Annotated in this window: 14 protein-coding genes and 6 tRNA genes; 14 read left to right on the top strand and 6 right to left on the bottom strand. The window is 43.4% G+C overall.

Annotated elements, in window-relative coordinates; genetic code table 11:
* Window positions 1-231: 231 nt before the first annotated feature.
* Window positions 232-600 (bottom strand): hypothetical protein, encoded by a 369-nt coding sequence (locus KSW37_RS13410; RefSeq protein ID WP_233400745.1) that lies wholly within the window; start codon window positions 598-600, stop codon window positions 232-234.
* A gap of 186 nt (window positions 601-786) precedes the next feature.
* Between KSW37_RS13410 and KSW37_RS13405 the strand changes: the two genes are divergently transcribed.
* Entirely contained in the window at window positions 787-2,448 is a 1,662-nt protein-coding gene (locus tag KSW37_RS13405; protein WP_118081753.1) for a glycogen/starch synthase, read from the top strand.
* Window positions 2,449-2,553: 105 nt separating this feature from the next.
* Entirely contained in the window at window positions 2,554-5,112 is a 2,559-nt protein-coding gene (gene glgP, locus KSW37_RS13400; protein WP_153082405.1) for an alpha-glucan family phosphorylase, read from the top strand.
* A gap of 221 nt (window positions 5,113-5,333) precedes the next feature.
* Here glgP and KSW37_RS13395 read toward each other — a convergent pair whose 3' ends face one another.
* Window positions 5,334-6,272: a ribose-phosphate pyrophosphokinase gene (locus KSW37_RS13395; RefSeq protein ID WP_006849494.1), complete on the bottom strand. Its 939-nt coding sequence runs from the start codon at window positions 6,270-6,272 to the stop codon at window positions 5,334-5,336.
* An 83-nt stretch (window positions 6,273-6,355) separates the two neighbouring features.
* Window positions 6,356-6,964 (bottom strand): thiamine phosphate synthase, encoded by a 609-nt coding sequence (locus tag KSW37_RS13390; RefSeq protein ID WP_217314869.1) that lies wholly within the window; start codon window positions 6,962-6,964, stop codon window positions 6,356-6,358.
* 108 nt (window positions 6,965-7,072) lie between these two features.
* On the opposite strand from KSW37_RS13390, the gene nspC reads away from it, so the two are divergent.
* From nspC to KSW37_RS13330, 12 genes are all read left to right on the top strand, one after another.
* Complete coding sequence (nspC, locus tag KSW37_RS13385) at window positions 7,073-8,248, top strand: carboxynorspermidine decarboxylase (RefSeq protein WP_217314868.1); 1,176 nt, start codon at window positions 7,073-7,075, stop codon at window positions 8,246-8,248.
* 203 nt (window positions 8,249-8,451) lie between these two features.
* Window positions 8,452-8,524: transfer RNA gene (locus KSW37_RS13380), tRNA-Gly, on the top strand.
* 60 nt (window positions 8,525-8,584) lie between these two features.
* Window positions 8,585-8,668: transfer RNA gene (locus KSW37_RS13375), tRNA-Leu, on the top strand.
* Window positions 8,669-8,688: 20 nt separating this feature from the next.
* Window positions 8,689-8,761: transfer RNA gene (locus KSW37_RS13370), tRNA-Gly, on the top strand.
* Window positions 8,762-8,802: 41 nt separating this feature from the next.
* Window positions 8,803-8,884: transfer RNA gene (locus tag KSW37_RS13365), tRNA-Leu, on the top strand.
* A gap of 25 nt (window positions 8,885-8,909) precedes the next feature.
* Window positions 8,910-8,993: transfer RNA gene (locus tag KSW37_RS13360), tRNA-Leu, on the top strand.
* A 20-nt stretch (window positions 8,994-9,013) separates the two neighbouring features.
* A tRNA-Gly gene (locus tag KSW37_RS13355) sits at window positions 9,014-9,086 on the top strand.
* A gap of 31 nt (window positions 9,087-9,117) precedes the next feature.
* Window positions 9,118-9,654, top strand: coding sequence for a hypothetical protein (locus tag KSW37_RS13350; RefSeq protein WP_217314867.1), 537 nt, complete (start codon window positions 9,118-9,120; stop codon window positions 9,652-9,654).
* Window positions 9,655-9,682: 28 nt separating this feature from the next.
* Window positions 9,683-10,030, top strand: a complete 348-nt coding sequence (locus tag KSW37_RS13345; RefSeq protein ID WP_006849490.1) for a single-stranded DNA-binding protein — start codon at window positions 9,683-9,685, stop codon at window positions 10,028-10,030.
* Between the two features lie 61 nt (window positions 10,031-10,091).
* Complete coding sequence (gldE, locus tag KSW37_RS13340) at window positions 10,092-11,399, top strand: gliding motility-associated protein GldE (RefSeq protein ID WP_217314870.1); 1,308 nt, start codon at window positions 10,092-10,094, stop codon at window positions 11,397-11,399.
* Window positions 11,400-11,438: 39 nt separating this feature from the next.
* Window positions 11,439-12,074 carry a 4'-phosphopantetheinyl transferase family protein gene (locus KSW37_RS13335; RefSeq protein WP_217314866.1) on the top strand — a complete coding sequence of 212 codons (636 nt, stop codon included), beginning with the start codon at window positions 11,439-11,441 and terminating at the stop codon, window positions 12,072-12,074.
* A complete protein-coding gene (locus KSW37_RS13330; protein WP_217314865.1) occupies window positions 12,061-13,206 on the top strand; it encodes an esterase-like activity of phytase family protein in 1,146 nt (381 codons plus the stop codon). Before KSW37_RS13335 ends, KSW37_RS13330 begins: the two co-directional genes overlap by 14 nt.
* Before the next feature lie 5 nt (window positions 13,207-13,211).
* Here KSW37_RS13330 and KSW37_RS13325 read toward each other — a convergent pair whose 3' ends face one another.
* From KSW37_RS13325 to KSW37_RS13315, 3 genes are all read right to left on the bottom strand, one after another.
* Entirely contained in the window at window positions 13,212-14,021 is an 810-nt protein-coding gene (locus KSW37_RS13325; RefSeq protein WP_217314864.1) for an SDR family NAD(P)-dependent oxidoreductase, read from the bottom strand.
* 70 nt (window positions 14,022-14,091) lie between these two features.
* Entirely contained in the window at window positions 14,092-14,937 is an 846-nt protein-coding gene (locus tag KSW37_RS13320; RefSeq protein ID WP_217314863.1) for an N-acetylmuramic acid 6-phosphate etherase, read from the bottom strand.
* A gap of 117 nt (window positions 14,938-15,054) precedes the next feature.
* Complete coding sequence (locus KSW37_RS13315; protein ID WP_203054561.1) at window positions 15,055-15,660, bottom strand: HU family DNA-binding protein; 606 nt, start codon at window positions 15,658-15,660, stop codon at window positions 15,055-15,057.
* Window positions 15,661-16,179: the final 519 nt, after the last annotated feature.

The raw sequence follows: 16,179 nt of genomic DNA, 5'->3' as shown, positions 1-16,179 counted from the left end.
ACTTGCGCCGATGGTACTGCAATGCAATGCGGGAGAGTAGGTAGCCGCCTCCTTTCAATTTCAGAAGCCTCGATTACGAAAGTAGTCGAGGCTTTTCTGTTTAATAACACTGGCTATTTAGTATAATTACCCTTGCTATATAATATAATTACCCTAGCTATATTATATAATAACCCCTCGCTATTTACCATAATAGCGAGGGGCATTTCTGCGATATTCTGAGTGCTTTGTCTACTGCTTGGTGAATTTCAGTTTTTTAGGAATCTTCACCCATTTCCGGTTTCGGGCAATTTTCAGGTTACTTCCTTCTTTCTGCTGCAACTCGTAACTACCATCGGGCAAGGCTATGAGGTCGGCAGTAAGATCTTCGCTCCCGTAATCATTGATAATGGATAGGTGAGCAGTCTTTCCCTCGATGTCAGCATCTGTAATCAGCCATTTGCGACTATCACGTCTGTCACCGAAATATCCGGGCATTTCACCGAACAGTTCCTGTCCTGGAACCTTGAGGTTCTTATGGTAGAAGTCTATATTCATATAGACATCATACTCTTTGTTTGTAATCTTCCCCTTGAATAGGGTGCTGTCTGTTTGTGCCATACTAGATATACTAATTAGGCATAATAATGTTGCTAAAATCTTTCTTTTCATCTCTTTTTTCAATTAACTGCGACAAAGTTATTCATTTAAATCAAGAAAACTGCATTTTTTTTAGGATTTTAATAAGATTAATTCGTTTTTTTGCAAATATTTATTTATCTTTGCGGTGTTTATTGATAATTATATATGGAAAAGAAAAGATTATTTCCAGATTACATATTCGAGTCTAGTTGGGAAGTGTGTAATAAAGTTGGTGGTATCTACACCGTTCTTTCAACTCGAGCTAAGACTCTTACGGAAAGGTTAAAGGATCAGCTAATCTTCATTGGTCCTGATTGCTGGGGAGACAAGGTGAATCCTTATTTCTCTCAAGATGATACGCTTTATGCGGAGTGGAAAGCAGAAGCTCTGAAAGAGGGCTTAAAGGTTAAAGTAGGTAGATGGAATATACCGGGAGAGCCAGTAGCTGTTTTGGTAGATTTTAATCCTTACTATGCTGTTAAAGACCAGATCTATGGACAACTATGGCAGGACTATCAGGTTGATAGTCTTCATGCTTATGGTGACTATGACGAAGCATCGATGTTCTCTTATGCTGCCGCTCTGGTAGTAGAGAGTTTCTACAAACATGTTGTTGGAAAAGGCAAGAAAGTTATCTATCATGGAAATGAATGGATGACAGGACTTGGTGTGCTCTATGTGAATAAGCATCTTCCTGAGGTGGCTACTGTGTTCACCACGCATGCTACAAGTATCGGTCGTAGTATTGCCGGTAATAATAAGCCTCTTTACGATTATCTTTTTGCCTATAATGGTGATCAGATGGCGCAGGAACTCAATATGCAAAGCAAGCATTCTATAGAAAAGCAGACTGCTAAGTATGTTGATTGTTTCACAACAGTGAGTGATATTACTGCCAACGAGTGCAAGGAATTGCTCGATAAACCGGTAGATTTCGTTTTGCCTAACGGATTTGACAATAGTTTTGTACCTAAAGCAAGTACCTTTACAAAGAAACGTAAGGAGGCAAGAAAGCGTTTGCTCGATGTAGCCAATGCTTTGATGGGTACAGATTTGGATGATGATACGCTCATCGTTTCTACCAGCGGACGCTACGAGTTCCGCAACAAGGGTATCGATGTCTATATTGAGGCAATGAACCGCTTGCTTCGTGACAACAATTTGAAGAAGAATGTATTGGCATTCATTGACGTACCTGGTTGGGTAGGAGATCCACGTCAGGATCTGTTGGATCGTCTGAATAGCGGTAAGAAGTTTGACACGCCATTGGAGGTTCCGGAGATTACCCATTGGTTGCATAATATGAGTCATGATAATGTATTGGGTATGCTGAAGTACTTCAATATGCATAATAATAAGGAAGACAAGGTGAAACTGATATTCTTACCTTGCTACTTGACAGGCGATGATGGCATTATCAACAAGAGCTACTATGATGTAGTGTTGGGTAATGACCTCTGTATCTATCCTTCTTATTATGAGCCATGGGGATATACTCCATTGGAGGCTGTTGCGTTCAAGGTGCCTTGTATCACCACCGATTTGGCTGGTTTCGGTCTTTGGGCTAACTCAGAGAAGGGAAGTTACAGTGAGATAGAGGATGGTGTGAAGGTTATCAAGCGTACCGACTATAATTATTCTGAGGTAGCTGATGCTATCAAGGATACCGTAGCTAAGTACTCGGGATTCACCAAGACACAGGTGAACAAGTGTCGTAAAAATGCTGAGATTCTTTCAGAAAAAGCATTGTGGAAACACTTTATCGAGTATTACTATGATGCTTATGACTTTGCCCTGCGCAAGGCTGAAGTTCGTATGAAGAAATAATAATCTCTCTTTCTTGATGGCGTAAGCCATAAAACAAATATTTGGATTCTGCAAGAATCGCTATGTTTGCAAGATAGAAAATATACATCTTAAAAATAAAACACAATGAAAATTAAGGCAGACTATGCTAATGCTCCTCAATGGAAGGAGACAACCATTAAATCAAGCCTTCCTAAGGAGTTGAAGTGCTTGGATGAGATCGCTCACAATATGTGGTGGGCATGGAATTATGAAGGTCGTGACTTGTTCAAGAGCCTCGATGCTGATTTGTACGAGAAGTGCAATGCTAACCCTGTATTGCTCTTGGAGCGTTTGAGCTACGACCGCAAGGAGGCTATTGTTAAGGACAAGGAGACAATGGCTAAGGTTAAGAACGTCTATAAGATGTTCCGCGAGTACATGGATGTGAAGCCTAATGCTAAGCGCCCTTCAGTTGCTTACTTCTGCATGGAGTATGGTATTAACCAGGTGGTTAAGATTTACTCTGGTGGTCTTGGTATGCTTGCTGGTGACTACTTGAAGGAGGCTTCTGACAGCAACGTGGATATGTGTGCTGTTGGTTTCCTCTACAGATATGGTTATTTCAAGCAGTCTTTGAGTATGGATGGTCAGCAGATTGCTAACTATGATGCTCAGAACTTCAACTCTCTCCCTATCGAGCGAGTATATGATGAGAATGGTAACCCATTGGTAGTTGATGTGCCTTACACAAACTATCAGGTACATGCATACGTATGGCAGATGAATGTAGGTCGTATCAAGTTGTATCTCCTGGATACAGATAATGATATGAACTCAGAGTTCGACCGTCCTATCACTCACTCTCTCTACGGTGGTGACTGGGAGAACCGTTTGAAGCAGGAGATTCTGCTCGGTATCGGTGGTATGCTCGCATTGAAGAAGATGGGTATCAAGAAGAATATCTATCACTGCAATGAAGGTCATGCAGCTCTTTGCAACTTGCAGCGTCTCTGCGACTATATCGAGGAGGATGGCTTGAACTTCAACCAGGCTCTCGAGTTGGTTCGCGCTTCTTCTCTCTATACTGTTCACACTCCTGTGCCAGCTGGTCATGACTATTTCGACGAGGCTCTCTTCGGCAAGTACATGGGTGGCTATCCACAGCGCCTTGGCATCTCTTGGGATGAGTTCATCGGTATGGGTCGTGAAAATCCAGACGATCACAACGAGCGTTTCTGTCTCTCTACATTCGCATGCAACACTTGCCAGGAGGTTAACGGTGTAAGTAAACTTCACGGTTGGGTAAGCCAGCAAATGTTCTCTAACATCTGGAAGGGCTACTTCCCAGAGGAAAACCACGTAGGTTATGTAACCAATGGTGTTCACTTCCCAACTTGGACTGCAACAGAGTGGCGTAAGCTTTATGATAAATATTTCGACAAGAACTTCATGAACGACCAGAGCAACGAGGAAATCTGGCATGCCATCTACAATGTTTCAGATGCTGAAATCTGGAATACCCGTATGACATTGAAGAAGAAGCTCGTAGCTTATATCCGTGAGAAGTTTACCCAGACATGGTTGAAGAACCAGGGTGATCCTGCTCGTGTAGTATCTTTGCTCGAGCGTATCAACCCTAACGCTTTGATGATTGGTTTCTGCCGTCGTTTCGCTACATACAAGCGTGCTCACCTGCTCTTCACCGACTTGGAGCGCTTGTCTAAGATCGTTAACGATCCTGAGCACCCAGTATTGTTCTTCTTCTCAGGTAAGGCTCACCCAGCTGATGGTGCAGGTCAGGGCTTGATCAAGAAGATTTTCGAGATCAGTCAGCGTCCTGAGTTCCTCGGCAAGATTATCTTCCTCGAGGACTACGATATGACTTTGGCTCGCCGTCTGGTTTCAGGTGTTGATATCTGGATGAATACTCCTACACGTCCATTGGAGGCTTCTGGTACATCTGGCGAGAAGGCTGAGATGAATGGTGTTGTCAACCTCTCTGTACTTGATGGTTGGTGGGTAGAAGGTTACCGCGAGGGTGCTGGTTGGGCTCTTCCTGAGAAGCGTACATACCAGAACCAGGGTTACCAGGATCAGCTTGATGCTGCTACTATCTACAACCTCTTGGAGAACGACATCATCCCTATGTATTACAACAAGAATAAGGAAGGCTTCAGCAAGGAGTGGATCCAAGTAGTAAAGAACTCTATTGCTACTATCGCTCCTCACTATACAATGAAGCGCCAGTTGGATGACTACTATGATAAGTTCTACAACAAGGAGGCTGCCCGCTTCAAGAAGTTGAGCGCTAACGACAATGCCCTGGCTAAGGAGATTGCACTCTGGAAGGAGAGCGTTGCTGAGCGTTGGGATGGTATCCATGTTGTATCTAAGGACGACTGCATGCTGATGGCTGCCGAAACTGGTCAGAAGATCAAGGTTCAGTATGTTATCGATGAGCAGGGCTTGAACGATGCAGTAGGCTTGGAGCTTGTTGTATTGAAGGATCAGCCAGAGGATGGCAAGCAGATTTATGCTGTTTATCCATTCAAGATGGTTGGTCACGAGGGTAACAACTTTACATTCGAGGCTGAGATTGAGCCAATCAATGCTGGTTCATTCAAGACAGGCGTACGTATGTATCCTAAGAATGATAAGTTGCCACACCGTCAGGACTTCTGCTACGTTAAGTGGTTGAACTAATATAATAGTGGCATTGTCACATTATAAATATATGAATCCTGTATCTCTTTTTGGGGGATACAGGATTTTTTGTTTGAAATCGAACTGCGAATAGTATTGTTGTGGATGTGAAATGTGAAAAGTGAATGCAGATAAGAAACAGGGGAAGATTTGGAAAACAGAAAAGGAGTCTTCCTTTTGCGTAAGAAAGACTCCTTATAAACTTGTATTATGATATTTTCTTATACCAAATACTGAGAAGAGATACTCTCGTTATCCTCTACACGGCGAATAGTTTCAGCAAACATATCTGCAATAGAAATCTGCTTAACCTTTGCGCAACGCTTGGTGTAAGGGATGGAATCAGTGAACACAATCTCCTCAAGAGCTGAATCCTGAACACGTTCAGATGCAGGACCACTCATCACGCAGTGAGATGCACATGCGCGGACAGTCTTTGCACCAGCCTGCTTCATGATATCGGCAGCCTTCGTGATAGTGCCGGCTGTATCAACCATATCATCAATGATGACAACATTCTTGTCTTTTACATCACCGATAATCTGCATGCTTGCTACTACATTGGCGCGAGCACGGGTCTTGTTGCAGAGCACGAGAGGGCAGCCGAAGTACTTGGCATAAGTGTTGGCACGCTTAGAACCACCAACGTCTGGAGAAGCAATGACCATATCCTTGAGGCGCAAGCTCTGCAGGTATGGCAAAATAACGCCAGATGCATAGAGGTGATCTACAGGAACATCAAAGAAACCCTGAATCTGGTCAGCATGGAGGTCCATGGTGATGAGACGGTCGATACCGGCAACGCTGAGCAAGTCGGCTACCAACTTAGCGCCGATGCTGACACGTGGCTTGTCCTTACGATCCTGACGGGCCCATCCGAAGTAAGGAACAACAGCAATAATATTGCGGGCAGAAGCACGCTTTGCTGCATCAATCATCAGGAGCAACTCCATCAAGTTGTCTGAATTAGGGAATGTGCTCTGTACGAGGAATACATCGCGTCCGCGGATAGACTCCTCGAAAGATACGCCAAATTCACCATCAGAGAACTTGGTTACAACCAAATTACCCAGTGGGCAACCTAAACTAGCGCAGATTTTTTCTGCAAGGTATCTCGAGTTAGTACCAGAGAATACCAAAAAAGAGTTCTTGTCACTCATTTCTATTAGTGTTTATGTGTATTAATAGTTATTTTTATCTATTTTCATGTAGGGGGATGAATCTTTTTTCGGGAAACTCCGGGTTAGCTGATAGCCTTTCTCAATTTCTCGAAGTGAAGAATCAGCTCCTTGAAGTCGCGCTCGTTGTGAATGTCGAAACGGTTCCAGAGATCTCCACAGATTACTACTCCTCCAAATCCGAGTTCCTTGGCAATCTTGAGATTTTCCAGACTCATGCCTCCCAAGGCGTATACCTTCTTGTCTATGAGTCCTGCCTTGGCTGCATTCTCAAGCTGCTGCAGATTGAAAGATGACTTTTCGTCTTTAAACTCAATGCAATCGAAGATGTTTTTCAGAAATACATAGTTTGATTTCTTTTTCATCTCTTTCAGCATCGACAAATCTGTGCAGGTGCGACTGAACTTGCCTTTGTATCCATCCGGTATCGGTGCTAGCGGATCGTCTATATGGATTCCTGCTAAATCATACTCCTGTTTGAGGTAATAATGATCATGAACAGTAATCTTGCGAAGATAGTCTTCAGGCAGTAAAGTAAGCAGTCGCTCTGCATACATGGGTGACGAACCTGGCTTGAAAAGATGCAGGTTGTCCATGCCCTCGTCGAACAGCGAGGATAGTATTTTATCTTCTTCCACAAAGAATGTGGACTTGGTCATTATTGCTAATTTCATCGTCAAAATGATTTTTATGATGCAAAAGTATTAAAAAAAACGCAAACTAGCAATTATATTCGGGATAAAAAGTTATCTTTGCACCATAAAATTAATATTTATCAAGTTATGCAAGTAAATTTAGCAAATTTTAATGAGATTCATCGACCAATTTACGTTTTAGAGGAAGAACGTTTGCGACAGAATCTGTCGCTCATCAAGAGTGTGGCTGAGCGTGCCGATATGGAAATTATTCTAGCTTTTAAGGCTTATGCTCTTTGGAAGACATTTCCGATTTTCAGAGAGTATATTTCTTCGACCACGGCCAGCTCTCTTAGCGAGGCAAAACTGGCGTATCATGAATTCGGCAGTAAGGCGCATACTTTTTCGCCGGCTTATACCGATTATGAGATTGATGAGATAGCTCAGTGCTCAAGTCATCTTACTTTCAACTCGCTTACGCAATATGAGCGTTATCATGAGCGGGCTCGTCGGGCAAATTCTGACATTAGACTGGGATTGAGAGTGAATCCGGAATATTCAGAAGTCGGAACATTGCTGTATAATCCGTGTGCACCTGGAACCCGATTCGGAGTATCGGCAGATAAATTACCTCAAACTTTGCCTTCAGATATAGAAGGATTCCATTGTCATTGTCACTGCGAGAGTGGGGCGGATGTCTTTGAACGTACATTGGCTCATATCGAAGAGAAATTCTCTCCTTGGTTCCCGCAGTTGAAATGGATTAATTTCGGTGGCGGTCATCTGATGACCAGGAAGGATTATGATGTGGTACACCTTATTAATATAATAAAGGGATTTCACCAGCGTTATCCTCATCTTAAAATTATCATGGAACCTGGTAGTGCCTTTGGGTGGCAGACAGGACCGCTTGTAACTCAAGTGGTGGATGTGGTTGAAGACAAAGGTATCAGAACTGCTATCATAAATGCCAGTTTTACCTGTCATATGCCCGATTGTCTGGAAATGCCGTATATGCCAGCTGTCAGAAATGCAGAAACCTTGGAGGTTGATGATCCGATGAAGGCTCCTGAGGGCGCACATATATATAGAATAGGTGGCAACAGTTGCCTGAGTGGAGATTTTATGGGATTCTGGAAATTTGATCATGAACTGGAAGTAGGCGAGAATGTCATCTTCGAAGATATGCTGCATTATACCACAGTCAAGACAAATACCTTCAATGGAATCACCCATCCATCAATAGGAATTGTACATTTAGATGGAAAATTGGAAATTTTAAGAGATTTCAGCTACGAAGATTATCGCAGTCGGATGGATTAATATAATTTCCTTTATTCCCGTTTTTGGTGTCGGATAAGTTTAAAATGTGGTCAAATAAGGCTTAAAATGTGTGTTTTACCCCCCAAAATGGGCAAAATGCACATTTTTTTCAAAAAAAAACGAAGAAAAGTTTGGTAATTCAGAAAAAAGTAGTACCTTTGCACTCGCATTCAGAGGAACGCTCCTAAGTAATAGGAAAAACTGCGGAAATAGCTCAGTTGGTAGAGCACAACCTTGCCAAGGTTGGGGTCGCGGGTCCGAGTCCCGTTTTCCGCTCATTTTTATTGAAAACAACATCAAGCTTTATCTTGTTAGATAATTGATGATAATATGCTTGGAGAGGTGGCGGAATTGGTAGACGCGCTACTTTGAGGGGGTAGTGACAATTGTGTCGTGGGAGTTCGAGTCTCCTCCTCTTCACTGGTATTGTTATCTTACAAGCGGAAATAGCTCAGTTGGTAGAGCACAACCTTGCCAAGGTTGGGGTCGCGGGTCCGAGTCCCGTTTTCCGCTCGATCATTTTTGTATTAAATCAAGATAGATTTAAGTTTAGGGCCCAAGTGGCGGAATTGGTAGACGCGCACGTTTCAGGTGCGTGTGTTTCACAACGTGCAGGTTCGAGTCCTGTCTTGGGCACATATGTTTAAATTAGCTTAGTGTTGGAGAGGTGGCGGAATTGGTAGACGCGCTACTTTGAGGGGGTAGTGACAATTGTGTCGTGGGAGTTCGAGTCTCCTCCTCTTCACTTTTATTGTTGTTTTATAAGCGGAAATAGCTCAGTTGGTAGAGCACAACCTTGCCAAGGTTGGGGTCGCGGGTCCGAGTCCCGTTTTCCGCTCTTTTTTTGAACTCGAGAAACATACCCATTTATGAATTTATATTTAAGATATTTTGATCAGGAGACATTGGTTACTAATGTTGATGATGCTATTGGTTTTTTAAAGAGTATTCCTGAGATTGAGATGGATGCGGAACTAGAGGCAGATGTTCGTGAATATGCCGCTAGTGATTTGACGTATCCAAAAAGATATAAGGTTCGCCCACGTATTTATTTTATTGTGATAAAGACTACGGCGCAAACAATGCAGGATTTTAAAGATAAGAAAGCATTGCGTACTCCGACTCCGGCAGAGAGAATGGAGAATCCTGTTGTTGCCAGTTTGGCTCAAGAGGCTCCGGGCTGGTATGAAGGAACACTTGATTTCAAACGTGTGGTAATGGTACCTGCTACAGGAAAGTTTGAGTACCGTGATACTCATTTCGTTGCGAATGTAAAAGCTGAATCGGGTTTGGATTGTTACAATCGTATTGTTGATTATCTGCGCGATTGTGTAGATTCACGCAGCCAGTTCCCATCTGCAAAAGGTAAGAATTTCCATTTCCGTTATCTGGGAATGTGGAAATAAATATTCAGAAATTTAAAAGATTCGTGTCATGAACAAGGTTATGCTAATTGGTAATGTAGGAAAAGATCCTGACATTCATTATTTCGAAGCAGATCAGGCTGTAGCTCAGGTTTCTCTCGCAACAACTGAGAAAGGATATACTTTGCCTAATGGTACCCAAGTGCCAGACCATACAGATTGGCACAATCTTGTTTTTTATCGTGGGCTTGCAAAAGTAGTAGAGAAGTATGTGCATAAGGGTGACCGCCTTTATGTGGAAGGAAGAATTCGCTACCGCTCCTATGATGACAAGCAGGGTAGAAGACAATATATTACAGAAATCTATGTAGATAATATGGAGATGTTGAGTACTCGCCCAGCTACTAGAGAACAATAATTATTAATTTTTAGCTCAGAAATTGGATATATCCACCATAACTGATGCCTTCGGTGATGTGATGCTGATGCAGCCTTCCGCCGGGGTTTTTGTAGCTGCTGTACTTGCAGCTATATTGTTAGGCATGTCTGCTTTTGCCAGTGGTTCCGAAATTGCTTTTTTCAGTTTATCACCAACTGATGTTGCGGAACTTGAAGATGAAAAGACTGATGCCGATAAGAAAATACAGATGTTGCGTGATGATTCAGAACGTACGTTGGCTACCATTTTGATAACCAATAATTTTGTGAATGTCACAATCATCATGCTCCTTAATTATGTATTCGCAGGAATCGTAGAGTTTGGTCCTAAAGCTTATTGGCTTCAGTTCCTGATTATTACGGTTATTCTTACTTTCTTGCTTTTGCTTTTTGGTGAGATTATGCCGAAAGTGTATGCCCGCCAGGATTCTCTGAAGTTCTGTCGCCGGTGCGTAGGGGGTATTCTATTTGCCAGAAAGTTGTTTTGGCCTTTAGAAACTATCTTGCTGAAAAGCGGAATTCTTGCAGAAAAGATTATACAGAAGGAAAATCATGTGTTGAGTGTTGATGACTTGGAACAAGCTTTGGAACTGACTGATAAGAATGATATCAAGGACGAGCAGAGCATGCTGAAGGGTATCATCCGCTTTGGCGATGAAACAGCCAAAGAGGTGATGACCAGCCGACAGAATATTGTTGACCTGGATATCCGCAGCACCTATCCAGAAGTGTTGAAATGCATTGAGGAAAATAACTACAGTCGTATTCCTGTTTATCAAGATAATACGGATAATATTCGTGGCGTGCTGTATATCAAGGACTTATTGCCTCATCTGACGAAGGCTTCCAACTTCCGTTGGCAGAGTCTGATCCGTCCTCCTTATTTTGTACCGGAAACCAAGAAGATAGATGATCTGCTTCGCGAATTCCAGGACAACAAGGTTCATATTGCCATTGTGGTAGATGAGTTTGGAGGAACATCTGGTATTGTTACTCTCGAGGATATTCTGGAGGAAATTGTAGGAGAAATCAACGATGAATACGATGAGGAGGAGAAGTTCTACTCGAAATTAAATTACAACACCTTTATCTTTGAAGGTAAAACGCTTCTTTCTGATTTCTGCAAAATCCTGAATGTAGATGACGAAGAGTTCGAGGAGGTTGAGGGCGATGCTGATTCTCTGGCTGGTCTGCTCTTGGAAATCAAGGGCGATTTCCCAAGTATGCACGAGAAGATAGATTATAAGAACTATACTTTTGAGGTGATGAATATCGAGGAGCGCCGCATCAGCAAGATTAAGGTGACGGTACATCCTGTAAGAAGCGAAGAGGAGAATTCTTCCAAATAGTTTCTCCTCCTTATATTTGTAATATTTTGATTATATAGTATGGCAGTTGTCAATATACGAGAAGTTTATCCGGGAGTGAGTCTGGGCTTATGGCAGATGGATGAGACTGTAGAACAGTTGTTTGAAGCATATCCTCTTCTGCAGGCTTACCGTTCCCAAATGGAAGAGAAATATAAGAATGATGGCAGGAAACTGGAGTTTCTTGCCATTCGTGCATTAATGTATGAGATGCTCAAGACGAACGGAGCTTCCAAGGGCTTGCTTTCTCATGCGGGTGACATTACCCACAACGAGGCTGGAAAGCCATTGTTCCGTGGTTATCATATCAGCGTTTCGCATACCAAGGGTTATGCTGCGCTTATCCTTTCCAAAAATCAGGAAGTGGCGGTAGATATCGAATACTTCAGCGATAGGGTAGAGCGCATCGCTTCTAAATTCCTGCGAAAGGATGAGAAGGCGGAAGATCTGGATGCCAAACTAGTGCATTGGTGTGCCAAGGAAACGGTCTTCAAGTTATTCTCTGAAGAAAAACTGATGTTTGAGGATATGCGGGTAAAGCCATTTGATACGATGGCAGACTGGTCGTGTGATGTGGAGAATCTCAAGAGCAGAAAGACGGCGCATGTGGATTTCGAATTAACCATGGAGTTTGTTCTTACTTATGCTGCGTTGTAATATTCTGTCCATCTTCCTGGCATTCAGCTTGCTGGCTGGAGCACAGGATTGGAAAGTAGTGAGAGAGAATCCCCAGAAGGCTTTTCCGAAAACCGTGGCTGCGGGCAACTACAGTGGTATTGCTCATCTGCATGATGATATCTATGCGGTGGTAAGCGACAAGTCGGATAGTGCCCTATACTTCAACTTCCGAATTCTGGTGAATCCCAAGACCGGCGAACTGGAACAGGTAGAGAACCTTGGGTTTACCGAGAGAACAGATGGAACTCTGAACGACGGAAAGTCTTGGCAGGGGCAGGAGAAAGGCTTTGACCACGAAGCCATCGTGAAGGTTTCTGATTCTACCTTGGTGATAGCAAGCGAAGGATATTGCCGTTTAAAGGAGTATCCTATTCTGCCTACTTCGGCAGATGCTGCCAAGGTTGGCTCTTCGCAGAATCTTTGGGAAAGCAGATGGCCTTCTTCTGAATTTTATCCTAATTATAATTTTGAGTCTCTGGCTTTTGATTTCGTCCGTCAGTATCTCTGGACGATTCCTGAGAGCACGCTTCGCAAGGACGGACAGCCTGCTACTCCTCAAAACGGATTGGCCAATCGGCTTCGTTTGATGAGGCTTGATTGGGGAAAGATAAAGGAAAATCGTAACAAGGAAGAGTATAGCGAGCAAGTGAGCAGCAAGAAAGACTCTTGTTATATGACGCCCTATGCCTATCAGATGGATCAACCTTCTACCCATAAGAAAGCAGATATCTATGTGATGGGTGTGAGTGAGCTTTGTGCCTTGCCCGATGGACAGCTTCTGGTTTTGGAGCGTGAGGCATTTATCCCGAAGATCAAGATTGGTGCTTTCTGCAAGTGCAAGCTCTATCTGATCAATCCTTTGAATTCTGAGGAGTTTTCTATGAAAGAGAATTTTTCATCAGATACTCCTTTCTTGAAGAAGAGATTGCTCGCGGAATGGAAAACCGGCTTGTCACTTTCCAAGCGTTCCTTTGCCAATTACGAAGGTTTGTGTCTTGGTCCCAAGCTGGAAGATGGTTCCCAGGTTGTCATCCTGCTGTCTGATTCGCAGGATCAATATGCTGGAGTATTGAAAGACTGGTTCAAGACGATTGTCATCAGAAAGGAATAAAGTTGTTATGACGTAATTCTCAATCTCGTCCATAACCATCTAGGAATGAGTCGCCAGAGGAAGACGAGGATATCATATCTCCAGTCTATCACCTTAACTTCCTCTCCGTTTTCGATAGCATTCACGATATGTTTCGCCACGTCTTCCGATTTGAGCTGCAGCGGATAGCTGCTGCCTGCGATAAGGTCGGTCTTTACGAAACCTGGTCGGATATCTGTAATGGCGATGGGGAGATGACGCATCCGTGCCTGCTGCGACAGGCATTCCAGATAATGGTTCTGGAATCGCTTGGTGGCAGAGTAGGCAGGTGCAGCACCGAGACCTTTGGTTCCGGCGATGGAAGTGATGCAGGCAATGCGGGCTTTTGAATTGTTCTGATGATGAGTAGCAAACCAGTTGAATGCCGTATCTACCATTCTCGTGAATCCCAAGCCGTTGGTTTCCACAGTCTTCAACTCCTTTTCTATATCCAGTGTATTATTCTGCCAGCCAATGCCGGAACTATGGAAATACAAGTCCAAGCCTCCCAATTTTTCGATGAGTTCGAGAAACTGGGCAGGAGCATTGGGAGAAGTCACGTCGATTTGCTGGTAGCAGGTAATGCCGCCCTGTGAAGTCACCTCGCCATCAGATGAAATACCCTTTTGCAGGGTTGTCTTGCCCTGTAAAGTTGTCTTACCCTCAGCAATCAGAGCCTGCAATCTTTCAATTCTTCTTCCGGCAATTCCTACCTGCCATCCTTTTGCAGCAAGCAGTTTTGCCACTTCCATTCCGATGCCCGATGTGGCACCCATTACAATTGCTTTCTTTGCCATATAGTCCTATTATATAAGGTGAAATCTTGATAGTTCTATTTATATAAGGTGAAGTTTTGTCTAAATTTATCTAAATATCTAAATCGCTTTTACTCTTCAGCAAGTCTTCCGCCTTTTTCACGCTTCCTGATTCCAGAATCAGCTGTTTCACTTCTTCGTAGTCCGTATATTGCGGATTGCGTTCCATGAAGATGCGGCAGGCGCGGTCGATGAGTTTATGATTGATAAGCTTGGCGTTCACCATCTTGTTGCCTTCCACCCGTCCTTGTCTTATCTGAAGGGAAGTGCTGATCATGTCCAGAATCATCTTTTGCGATGAGCCGGCTTTCATGCGGGTACTTCCCGTTACAAATTCCGGTCCCGTGATTACTTCTACGGGATAATCGGCTGCTTGGGCGATGGGAGCATGAGGATTGTTGACGATGCAACCCGTAGGAATACCTGCCTCCTTGCAATGCTGCAAGATGGAAAGCACGAAGGGGGTTGTTCCGCTGGCAGAAAAACCGAGTACGAAATCCTGCTTTGAGATATGCTTGTCGCAGAGCTGATGCCAACCATTCTCCAGGTCGTCTTCTCTGGATTCCCTGGTTTGTGTAAGGCAGCCGATGCCTCCCGGGAAGATGGCTTGTATCTGTGAACCGTCAATACCATAGGTGTTCTGTACTTCGATGGTATCGAGCGTAGCCAGTCTTCCGCCCGTTCCGCAACCGGCATAGAAGAGCCTTCCGCCCTTCTTCAGCTGCCCTTCGATGGCGGAAATCAGTTGGTTAATGGCAGGCAATGCTTGTTCTATTGCCACAGCCACCTTCTTGTTTTCTGCATTGATATGAGCGGTGAGTTCATCCACGCTCATCTTTTCCAGATGTTCGTAGAGCGAGCTCTGCTCTGTTATTCTCTTTTCTTCTTTATTTGGCATATTACTTTATCTTTAGGGTGTAGATTTAATGTAATGAAGCCTGGATGGTCGCGGAGGCTATGGCTTGCAGTCATCTAGAGAGTTCTATCATGATGAGACCTATCATCCGATGGGCTCCTATTCTTCTGCCAGGAAATAAACCGGAGCATTGCGTGAACCTTCTTTAATCAGGAAACCGGATTTTTCCAGTTTCTTCAGCCAGTTGAGTGCTGTCTGTTTACGGATATGAAATTCCGCTTCCAGTACTTTTCTGTTAATGGAACGGTTATGCTTCAGATACTCTCTTATTTTCTCCTTCAATGCATCTTCAGAGAAAGGGTAGGAGCGGGAAGTATATTGTGATTTCTCGAAATGGGTATTATATTTCACCTGTTTTAGCAGGTCTGCATTGGGGCGAAACTTGATGCCTCTTACGCTTACATATTCAGCTCTCACTTTATTGTCGGGTTTCAGGTCATCCATATCCAGATCTACCGAGAGCGAGAGATAACCTATTTCCGGAATGTTGACACGTCTTCCATCCTGCAGGTCTTCTTCTATGATATCACGCAGTTTCATGAGTACGGACGAAACTTCTCCTTCTCCCAGACAGCTATGTCTGGCGATTCGGCTGATCATCTCCTTGTCAGTCATAGCTGTTTGCTCAAAGATATGGGCGAATCGGCGAGTTTCTTCATTTCCTCCTGCATTGGGAAGATAATGGATTTCATATTTAATAGCCATCGTATTCTTCTTTCTGTTTAGCGATACAAAGGTAATCTTTTATTCTTAAACTACCAAATAAAAATGGCACTAATATGGATGAGCGGTTTGATTGATACGAATGAGCGGTGTTATTTATGTGGGTTAGAACTGCTTATCAATAGGAATAAGCATCGTAAGAAGCCTTTATAAGTTGTCGGAAGAAGTAGGATAAGTTGTTGGAACAGTAAGTATATGTTGCCGGGAAAGTCACCTCCGTCAGTCGCACAACAGCTGTTGTGCGCTTGCATATCAGCTGTTATGCGCTTGCACAACACGTGTTGTGCGAGCGTAACACAGTTGTTGTGCAGTAAAATTTGTAACTCCCTTCATCATATTGCAATTCCTTCCTTATTTCGTGATCCTCAAATCCGCAACCTATAGGGTTTAGTGGGATTTTGCTTGCAAATTGACAAAATTCATTTTATTGTACATATTTCTTGCATAACAGAAATGTCGCAGACACAAAATCCCCTTACCCCATAAAGCGACTTGAGGTAA

The organism is Segatella copri (genome assembly GCF_019127135.1).
Lineage (GTDB): Bacteria > Bacteroidota > Bacteroidia > Bacteroidales > Bacteroidaceae > Prevotella.
Note: the sequence above shows the minus strand (reverse complement) of the source record. Positions and strands in the feature narration are given on the sequence as shown.